Consider the following 10,618-nt stretch of genomic DNA (forward strand, 5'->3'; position numbering starts at 1 on the left):
AGGCTCAGGCCAGCTTGTCCAGCAGCTTCTGGTGGATGCCGCCGAAGCCGCCGTTGCTCATCACCAGCACATGGTCGCCGGGTACGGCTTCGGCGGCGACGGCGTTCACCAGCTCGTCGAAATCGGTGAAGGTCCTCGCCTTGTCGCCGATGGCCTCCAGCGCTTCGGCCGGGTTCCAGCCCAGGCCGGCCGCCGAGCAGAACACCTTGTCGGCCAGCGCCAGCGAGCCGGGCAGCGCCGCCTTCATCGTGCCCAGCTTCATCGTGTTGGAGCGCGGCTCCAGCACCGCCAGGATGCGCTGCGTCCCGACCTTGCGGCGCAAGCCTTCCAGCGTGGTGGCGATCGCCGTCGGATGGTGGGCGAAATCGTCGTAGACGGTCACGCCGTTCGACACGCCCTTCACCTCCATCCTTCGTTTGACGTTGGCGAAGCGGGACAGCGCGGCGATGGCGTCCTTCACCGCGACGCCGGCGTGGCGGGCGGCCGCGATCGCGGCCAGCGCGTTCATCCGGTTGTGCTCGCCCATCAGCGCCCAGCGCACCGTGCCCTGCGTTTCCCCGTCCAGCAGCACGTCGAAACCGCCGTCCTCGTGCAGCGCGCCCAGCTGCCAGCCGGCGTCGGCGCCGAAGCGCTCCACCGGCGTCCAGCAGCCGCGTTCCAGCACGCGGTCCAGATTGGACTCGCGGCCGTTGCTGACGATGCGGCCGTTGCCCGGAATGGTGCGCACCAGATGGTGGAATTGGGTCTCGATCGCGGCCAGGTCGGCGAAGATGTCGGCGTGGTCGAACTCCAGATTGTTCAAGACGGCGGTGCGCGGCCGGTAGTGGACGAACTTGGAGCGCTTGTCGAAGAAGGCGGTGTCGTACTCGTCGGCCTCGATCACGAAGAAGGGGCTTTCGCTCGCCGGATCCAGCGCCGGACGGCCCGGCAGCCGCGCCGACACGCCGAAGTTTTCGGGGATGCCGCCGATCAGGAAGCCCGGCGCCAGGCCGGCGTCCTCCAGTATCCAGGCCAGCATCGAGCTGGTGGTGGTCTTGCCGTGGGTGCCGGCCACCGCCAGCACCCACTTGTCCCGCAGCACGTTCTCGGCCAGCCATTGCGGACCGGAAACGTAGGGCAGGCCGCGATTGAGGATTTCCTCCATCAAGGGCTTGCCGCGCGTCACGACGTTGCCGATCACGTACACGTCCGGCTTCAGCTCAACCTGCTCCGCGCCGAAGCCCTGCGTCAGCGCGATGCCCATCGCTTCCAACTGCGTGCTCATCGGCGGATAGACGTTGGCGTCGCAGCCGGTCACCTTATGGCCGGCCTGTTTGGCGATGGCGGCGATGCCGCCCATGAAGGTACCGCAGATACCCAGGATGTGGATGTGCATATTTCAGTTCAGCGTCGAGAAAACGGCAAACCGCAAGAATACCTGAAACCGATCGATACCACGAAACCGGGCGGTCGAATCCCGACGCGGCCGGCGCCGGGAAGCCCGGTCAATCGAGACGGCGAGACGGCGCCGGGAAAGCCGGACTCAGGACGAAGCCCCTCCGTCCAACCATTTGGCGAAGCGCGGCGCGGCACTCGGCACCGCCATTAAAGTTTTCATGAAAAATATACTAATCAGCCAAATAAACCTTTTTTCAAAACTCATTTAACAAAACACCCAGTCAAGCAAGAAAATGTTTTCCCCGGCGAATCCCCACCGCTGATCGCTTAGAGCATTTCCGCCACACACACACTGTCCAAAAGCCCAGTCAATTCGACTTGAAAATTTAACATTACCGTCTTCCACGCCCGTTCCCATTCAATCGACGCCGATTCCGACACGCCGGAAAAATCCGCATATCTCCTTCCTTATCAACGATATGTATGTCCGTTCATAGACATTCACGCCTCACCCCGTAACGCAAACATCATAAAAACAGGAAAACATAGATGTCATGCAAGACTGTTTTAGCATGCTGTATTGTTTACACATTATCGATGAGGCATTGATGCCAAAATCAAAAAATATAACAAAGACATTTTCGCTCCGGGACTACGTTAGCAACAACTGAATTATTGAAAACATCCAAAAAGTCCACTTTCAAATCATTTGAATGAAAAAAATATTACAAGAAACAAATAAACCATACCTTTGACTATGCCGCAAGAAATTCGGCTCAAATAATGGCGCAACTCCTATGAATCATCCGCAACCGTCCCAATCGACCAACGCTTCGGAAAATCGCCTCGTCCAGTCGAGCCAACCGGAACGCGTCGCCATCATCGGCGCAGCCTGCCGCTTTCCCGGCGCCAACAACCTCCAGTCTCTCAAACGCCTGCTGCTGGAAGAACGCGAAGCCGTGGACCAGATCGCCATAGACCGCGGCGCCATTGCAGCGGACGGCGTGGGCCGGGCCGGTCTGATCGACCCGCCGGATGGTTTCGACCCGCCTTTCTTCGGCATCGCCCAGCGCGAAGCCAACCAGATGGACCCGCAGCAGCGCCTGGTGATGGAACTGGCGGTGGAGGCGCTGGAGTCGGCCGGCATTCCGCGCGCCAGCCTCGCCGGGAGCCGCACCGGCGTCTACATCGGCATCTCCACTTTCGACTACAGCCGGCTGCAGATGAACGAAGGCCAGGATCTCGACCTGTACGCCGGAACCGGCAACGCTTTCAGCATCGTCGCCAACCGGCTGTCGTATTTCCTGAACCTGTCCGGCCCGAGCCTGGCGGTGGACACCGCCTGCTCCTCGTCGCTGACCGCCACCCACCTCGCCATCCGCGCGCTGCGCGCCGGCGAGATCGACCTCGCCATCGCCGGCGGGGTCAACCTGCTGCTGGCCCCGGACCTGATGAAGGTCTTCGCCGGCGCCAAGATGCTGTCCCCCGATGGCCGCTGCAAGACTTTCGACGCCGCCGCCGACGGCTATGTTCGCGGCGAAGGCGCCGGCATCGTCATCCTGAAGCGCGCCAGCCAGCTGCAGCCGGACCGCGAGCGCGCGCTGGCGCTGATCGCCGGCAGCGCGGTCAACCAGGACGGCCGCACCAACGGCCTGACCGCGCCGAGCGGCCCGGCCCAGGTCGGCGTCATCCGCGACGCCCTGGCCGACGCCGGCCTGCTCCCGGCCGATATCGACGCGGTGGAACTGCACGGCACCGGCACCCCGCTCGGCGACCCGATCGAGGCCCAGGCGCTGGGCGAGGTCTTCGCCGCGGACCGCGAGCAGCCGCTGGCGGTCGGCTCGATCAAGACCAATATCGGCCACCTGGAAGCCGCCGCCGGCATCGCCGGCCTGCTGAAGGGCGTGATCGCGCTGCGCGAGGAGACGTTGCCCAGCACGCTCAACTTCCAGCAGGCGAATCCGGACATCGACCTGGAGCGGCTGAAGCTGACCGTCGCCAACGCGCCCGTCCCGCTGCCGTCCGCGCGCCGCCCGGCGCGCATAGGCGTCAGCAGCTTCGGCTTCGGCGGCACCAACGCCCACCTGATACTGGAGGCCGCTCCGGCGCAGGCGCCGCGGGCCGCCGGCGCCGACGACGGCGCCGCCTGGCTGCTGCCGCTGAGCGCCGCCTCCGCCGAGGCGCTGCGCGCGCAAGCCGCCCAGTACGCGGCGCTGCTGGAACAGGCCGGCGGCGCGCCGCTGGCCGACATCGTCCACACCGCCGCGCGCCACCGCGACCACATGGACCACCGGCTCGCGGCCTACGGCGACCGCGGCCAACTGGCCGCCGCGCTGCGCGCCGCGGCCTCCGGCCGGACGCATCCCGGACTGTCGATCGGCCGCCGGCCGGCGGCCGGCCCCCGCAAGCTGGCCCTCGATGGCGGCTCGCCGGAGCTTCGCGCCGCGCTCGCCGCCGCCGGCATCGCGGCGGACGCCGAGTTGGACGGCTCGCCGGCCGAGGCATGGCCGGAACGGCTCCAGGGCCGCTGGGACATCCTGGTCGCCGGCCATGACGGCACGGCCGCGCTGCCGGAAAGGCTGCGTCCGCTGGCCGCCCCGGCTGAGGCGATGACCGCGCTCGGCCTGCTCTACGCCTACGGCCACGAATTGGACTGGCAGCGCATCCAGCCGGCCGGCGCCCTGGCCGAGCTGCCGGCTTATCCGTGGCAGCGCCGCCGCTGCTGGTATGGCGACCAGGGCCTGGCCGCGCGGATCACCGACCGGCCGCGCCACCTGCTCGCGCTGGCCGCGCCCAGCGCCTCGGCGCTGGCGGCCCAGGCCGAACAGGCGCTGAGGGACAGCGCCCAGCTGCCACCCGACGCGCTGGCCGACTTCTGCCACGCCGCCAACGCCGGCCTGGCCAGGCAGCCCTGGCGCGCCAGCGTCGGCGCCGCCGATCCCGACGAATTGCGCCGCGGCCTGCAACAGCTGGCCGCCAGGCCCCAGCCGTCCCCGGCGCCGGCCGACGCGCCCGGCGTGGTCTTCCTGCTGACCGGCCAGGGCAGCGCGCTGGCCGGCGCCGGCGCCGAGCTCTACGCCAGCCAGCCCAGGTTCCGCGACGCCATCGAACACTGTTCCGCGCTGCTCAGGCCGGCGCTGGACGTTTCCCTGTCCCGCTTGCTGTTCGACCGCGCCCGCGGCGACGCGCTGCTGCGCAACACCCGCTACGCCCAACCCGCCTGGGTGGCGCTGAGCTGGTCGCTGGCCCAGCTGTGGGAAGACTGGGGCGTGCGTCCGGCGGCGCTCCTGGGGCACAGCCTCGGCGAATACACCGCCGCGGCCTTGTCCGGCATGGCCCCCATCGAACAGGTCCTGCCGCTGGCGGCGGCGCGCGGCGCGCTGATGCAGGAAACCGCCGGCGCGGCCGGCATGGCCGCGGTCAAGGCCTCGGCGGAACAACTGCGCGAACTGGTCGACGCCCATGCCGGCAGCCTGGCGCTGGCGGCCGACAACGGCCCCGCCAGCTGCGTGCTGTCCGGCGCGTCGGACGCGCTGGACCAGGCGCTGAAGACACTGGACGCCCAGGGCATACGCTGGCGGATGCTGGACGTCTCCACCGCCTTCCATTCGCCGCTGCTGGACCCGGTGCTGGCGCGCATGGCCGCGCTGGCCGCGCCGATAGACTGGCAGGCCGGCTCGGTGCCGGTGATCTCCAACCTCAGCGGACTGCCGCACGCGGCGGCGCCCGACGGCGCCTACTGGGCCGCCCACGCCCGCGGCACCGTCCAGTTCCGCCAGGGCGTGCAAACGCTGCTGGCGCAAGGCCACAAGCTGTTCCTGGAACTGGGTCCGCGGCCGACGCTGAGCGCGCTGGGCCGCGGCGCCGGCGCCGAGCTGGACGTCCGCTGGCTCAGCTCGCTCGACGGCGCCGGCAACGACTGGCAGGCCATGCTCGACAGCGCGGGCGCCCTCCACGACGCCGGCGTCGACATCGACTGGACCCGCTTCGACCAGCCCTACCGCCGGCGCGCCCTGTCCGCGCCCGCCGCCCGACTCCCCATTTCATCTTCGCTGGAGCCATCCATGCAACAAGTCAACAGCACCCTGGATCTCCCCTCCACTCCGCAGGCAGCCAACGACGAACGCGTGCGGCAAGTCCGCGCCGACCTGGTGCGGCAAATCGCCAAGGCGCTGGGGGAGGCGGAGTCCGATCTGCAAACCGACCGCGTCTTCATCGAGATGGGCGCCGACTCGGTGATGCTGGCCGAGGCGATGCGCGGCATCCAGGCCAGCTACGGCGTGAAGATCAGCGCGCGCCAGCTGCTGAACGAACTGAACACCATAGACCGCCTCAGCGTGCACCTGGCGGAGCAGACGGCGCCTCAGCCGGCGCAGGCTACGCTCGCCGCCGCGCCGGCGCCGACGCCGGCCATCGCCGTGTCGGCCCACGCGATGGCGAACGACATGAACGCGCTGTTCCAGCAACAGCTGAACCTGGTGCAACAGGTGATAAGCGGCCAGCTGGCCGCGCTCGGCGGCACGCCTCAGGCCGTAGCGGCGCCGGTCCGCCCGGTGGCCGCGGCCATCGCCGCGCTGCCCGCCGCCACCGTCGCCGGCCCCGCGCCGTCCGCCAAGGCCGCACCGGCCCGCGCCGCCGGCTCCTCGGCGCAGCAAGCCGCGCATTTCGCCGCCTTCTCCCAGGCCTATATCGCCCGCACCGCCACTTCCAAGCGGCTGGCCGACGAGCGCCGGCAGAGGCTGGCCGACGTACGCGCGTCCGCCGGCTTCCGCCCGACGCTGAAGGAAATCGTCTATCCGCTGACCGGCAACCGCGCCGACGGCGCCCGGATATGGGACGTGGACGGCAACGAATACATCGACATCTCGATGGATTTCGGCGTCAACATCTTCGGCCACGGCGCGCCTTTCCTGAAGGCCGCCCTGCACGAGCAGGCAGAGAACAGCCTGGCGCTCGGCACTCGCTCCACGCTGGCCGGCGAAGTGTCCACGATGCTGTGCGAAATGACCGGCATGGACCGCGTGCTGTTCTGCCAGTCGGGCAGCGAATCGCTGATGACCGCGCTGCGCCTGGCCCGCCTGCTGCGCGACCGCTCGCGCGTGGCGGTGTTCCGCAAGTCCTACCACGGCCACTTCGACGGTCTCCTGGGCGACCGCTCCGCCGTCGGCGACGCCACCGAGCCGGTGGCGCCCGGCATCCTGCCGAACTTCGTCTCCGACCTGCTGATGCTGGACTATTGCGACGACTCCGCGCTGCAGGCGATAGAAGCCAACGCCGACCAGCTGGCCGCCGTGCTGGTGGAGCCCATGCAAAGCCGCGTGCTGGACGCCCAGCCGCGCGAATTCCTGCACAAGCTGCGCGAGGTGACCCGCCGCCACGGCATCCTGCTGATCTTCGACGAAATGATCACCGGCTTCCGCTGCGCCCCCGGCGGCGCGCAGGAGGTGTTCGGCGTCGAAGCCGACCTGGTCACCTACGGCAAGACCATAGGCGGCGGCGTGCCGATGGCGGCGCTGGCCGCGCGCGGCTCGCTGCTGGACGGCATAGACGGCGGCGTCTGGCGCTTCGGCGACGACTCCGCCCCGGACGCGTCCACCACCTTCTTCGCCGGCACCTTCAACAACCACCCGCTGGGCCTGGCGATGGCGCACGCGGTGCTGAAGGAGCTGAAACGGCGCGGCCCGGCCTTCCAGCAATCGCTGACCGAGCGCACCCGGCAGCTGACCGAGCGCCTGAACCAGTACTTCCGGGACGAGAAGCTGCCGCTGTCGATGATCCACTTCGGCTCGGTGTTCCGCTTCAAGCACGCCGGCAATCTGGACCTGTTCTATTATCACCTGCTGCACCGCGGCCTCTTCGTCTGGGAAGGCCGCAACTGCTTCCTGTGCGATGCGCACGGCCAGCAGGAGATAGACTTCATCGTCGACAGCGTGATCGACTCCGTCGAGGCGCTGCGCGCCGGCGGCTACCTGCCGGCGCGTCCGGCCGGCGCCGGTCTCGCCGCCGGCGAGGCGCCGCTGTCCGACACCCAGCGCCAGATCTGGCTGGCCTCGCAGCTCGACGCCTCCGGCGCCGCCGCCTACTGCGAAACCGTCGCGCTGGAACTGGGCGGCCGCATCGAAGCCGCATCGCTGCAGCGCGCGCTGGCCGAGCTGTCCGCGCGGCACGAGGCGCTGCGCACCACCGTGCACGGCGACAAGGGCATACAGCGCGTCCACAAGGCGCTGGACCTATCGCCGGCGCTCGCCGAGGGCGAAGACGCCGCCGCTTGGCTGCGCGACTTCGCCTCCGCGCCGTTCCCGCTGGAAAGCGGCGGCCCGCTGCAGGCCGGCCTGTTCCAGCCGACGGACGGCAAGCCGGTGCTGGCGCTGCGCGCCCACCACATCCTGATCGACGGCTGGTCGCTGGCGCTGGTTCTGGAGGAACTGGGCGCGTTGCTGGATCCGGCGGGCCGCGCGGCGCTGGAGGAGGCGCAGCCGTTCCGCCGCCAGCTGGAATGGCTGCTGTCGGCGCATGACGATCAGGCCGAGGCCTTCTGGAGCGAAAGGCTGGCCGACGCGCCCGAAGCGCTGCCGCTGCCGCGCGCGTCCGCCGGCGACGACGGCCAGCAGGCCCGCTGGCAGGGCAGCCGGTTGCGGCTGCCGGTGCCGGCCGACATCGCCGACGCGCTGACCGGGCTGGCCGTCCGGCAGAAGGCCACGCTGTTCACCACCACGCTGAGCCTGACGCTGGCGCTGTTCCATAGCCTGTTCGACCGCGACGACATCCTGCTGGGCGTGCCGACCCACGGCCGCCTGGACGGTCTGGAGCGCATGGTGGGCCAGGCGGCCCAGATCATGCCGCTGCGCTCCCGCCTCGCGCCCGGCGCGCGCTTCGATCAGCTGCTGGAAGCGGTGGACATCGAACTGGAAGCGATGTCCGAACACCAGGCCTATCCGCTGGCGCGCCTGCTGGAGCCGGTGCTGGCCGGCGGCGAGCGTCCCGGCTCGCTGACCGTCACCTTCAACCTGGACCGCGTGCGCCAGAGCGAATTCGCCGGTCTGCCGGTGACCCTGCTCGACGCGCCGGTGTCCGGCGTCAAGTTCGACCTGGCGATCAACCTGATGCAGACGCCCAAGGGCTGGCTGCTGGACATGGACTACCAGAGCCGCCGCTACCGCCGGGAGGATATCGAGCGGCTGGCCGGGCGCTGGCTGGACTGGGCCGCGCGCGTCGCCGCCGACCCGGGCGTCGAGCTCGAGCGCGCCAACCCGCTGCCGGCCGCCGAGCTGCAGCAGGTGCTGCACGGCTTCAACGCCACCGCCAACGGCAAGACCGCGCTGCCTGTGCCGCAACGCATCGCCCGCCAGGCCGCGCTGACGCCCGACGCCATCGCCGTCACCGCCGACGGCCGCCATATCGACTACCGCACGCTGGACCTGGCGGCGCGCACCATCGCCAGCGAGCTGGTCAACCACGGCGCCGGCCCGGAGAAGATCGTCGCGGTGATGCTGCCGCGCTCGGCCGAACTGGTGGCCTCGCTGCTGGGCATCTTCTACACCGGCGCCGCCTACATGCCTATCGATCCGGACGAGCCGGCGCTGCGCCGCGACGAGATCTTCGCCGAGACCCAGCCGATCGCGCTGGTGACCGACGCCTCCATCGCCTCGCGCCTGGCGGTGGACTGCCCGGCCATCATCGTGGAATCGCCGGAAGAGCTGGCCGCCGGCTGGCCCAGCACCGCCGACGCCTGGGTCAACCCGGCGCCGGTCGAGGCCGGCGACCTGGCCTACGTGATCTACACCTCCGGCTCGACCAACAAGCCCAAGGGCGTGCTGTGCACCCACGGCGGCCTGGCCAATCTGATGGAGTGGACCACCGAGCGCTTCCCGCTGGACGCCTCGGACGCGGTGCTGCAAAAAGCGCCGTACACCTTCGACATCTCGCTGTGGGAGCTGTGCTGGCCGCTGCTGACCGGCGCCCGCCTGGTGGTGGCGCCGCCGGAAACCCATCGCGATCCGGACTACCTGGCCCGGCTGATCGCCGCCGAGCAGGTCACCGCCGCGCAATTCGTCCCGGCGATGCTGGAAGCCTTCGCCGCCACGCCGGCGGCCCGCGAATGCCGCTCGCTGCGCCATCTGTTCGCCGGCGGCGAGGCGCTGCTGCCGTCGCAGTGCGCCGCGGTGCGCGAACTGGGGCTGCCGGCCCTCGAGCTGCACAATCTGTACGGCCCCACCGAGGCCACCATCCTGGTCACCCACTACCCGCTGAGCGCCGATAGCCGCGGCGCGGTGCCGATCGGCTATCCGGTCGCCAACACCGCCATCCGCATCGTCGACCGCCGCGGCCGCCCGGTCGGCATCGGCGTAGAAGGCGACCTGCTGATAGGCGGCGCCCAGCTGGCGCGCGGCTATCTGAACCGTCCGGAGCAGAACGCCGCCGCCTTCGTCGAAACCGTGGACGCCGACGGCGCGACGCAGCGGCTGTACCGCTCCGGCGACCGCGCCCGCTGGCTCGACGACGGCGCCATCGAATACCTGGGCCGCGTCGACAACCAGATCAAGCTGCGCGGCCTGCGCATCGAGATCGGCGAGATCGAGCACGCGCTGCGCGCCCATCCGGCCATCCAGGAAGCGGTGGTCGATCTGCGCGGCGACAGCGCGGCCGATCAGCGTCTGCTGGCCTGGATCGTGCCGCGCCAGCAGGCGGAAGCGCTGCCGGCCGGCGACTGGCAGCAGGCGCTGCGCGAATACCTGGCGCAAAGACTGCCGATCTACATGATCCCGGCGCAGTTCGCCGCGCTGGCGGCCCTGCCGCTGAGCCGCCACGGCAAGATAGACCGCGGCGCGCTGATCGAGCCGCGCCCCGACGCCGGCGCCGCCCAGGCGCCGCGCACCCCGGTGGAAGCCGAGCTGCTCGACTACGCGCGTCAGAGCCTCGCGCTCGACATGGCCGGCGTGGAGGACAACTTCTTCGTCGCCGGCGGGCAGTCGCTGGCGGCCGCGCAGCTGGTCACCTGGGCGCAGCAACGCTTCTCCGTGCGCCTGACGCTGAAGGACTTCCTGCTGAAGCCGACGCTGGCGCAACTGGCGCAGTTGATAGGCGAGGCCGCGCCGGCCGCGGCTGACGACGAAGGCGGCCTGCGCAGCCGCGAGCGCCGCCGCGTGCGCCGCGATCAGATCGAAAACGAAACCCTGGGCGGCTCCGACAAATGAGCGCTCATCAAGACACGACAGGCAAGGCAACGGATATGCAAGACAAC

2 protein-coding genes are annotated in these 10,618 nt (G+C 69.7%); one reads left to right on the plus strand and one right to left on the minus strand.

Features of this window, described 5'->3' with window-relative positions; genetic code table 11:
- Positions 1-4: 4 nt before the first annotated feature.
- Positions 5-1,375, minus strand: a complete 1,371-nt coding sequence (gene mpl, locus WNM05_RS16240) for a UDP-N-acetylmuramate:L-alanyl-gamma-D-glutamyl-meso-diaminopimelate ligase (RefSeq protein WP_434628771.1) — start codon at positions 1,373-1,375, stop codon at positions 5-7.
- Between the two features lie 799 nt (positions 1,376-2,174).
- Between mpl and WNM05_RS16245 the strand changes: the two genes are divergently transcribed.
- Positions 2,175-10,571 carry an amino acid adenylation domain-containing protein gene (locus WNM05_RS16245; protein ID WP_434628773.1) on the plus strand — a complete coding sequence of 2,799 codons (8,397 nt, stop codon included), beginning with the start codon at positions 2,175-2,177 and terminating at the stop codon, positions 10,569-10,571.
- The last annotated feature ends 47 nt before the right edge of the window (positions 10,572-10,618 follow it).

Source organism: Chromobacterium sp. CV08, assembly GCF_051129845.1.
In the GTDB taxonomy this organism is placed as follows: domain Bacteria; phylum Pseudomonadota; class Gammaproteobacteria; order Burkholderiales; family Chromobacteriaceae; genus Chromobacterium.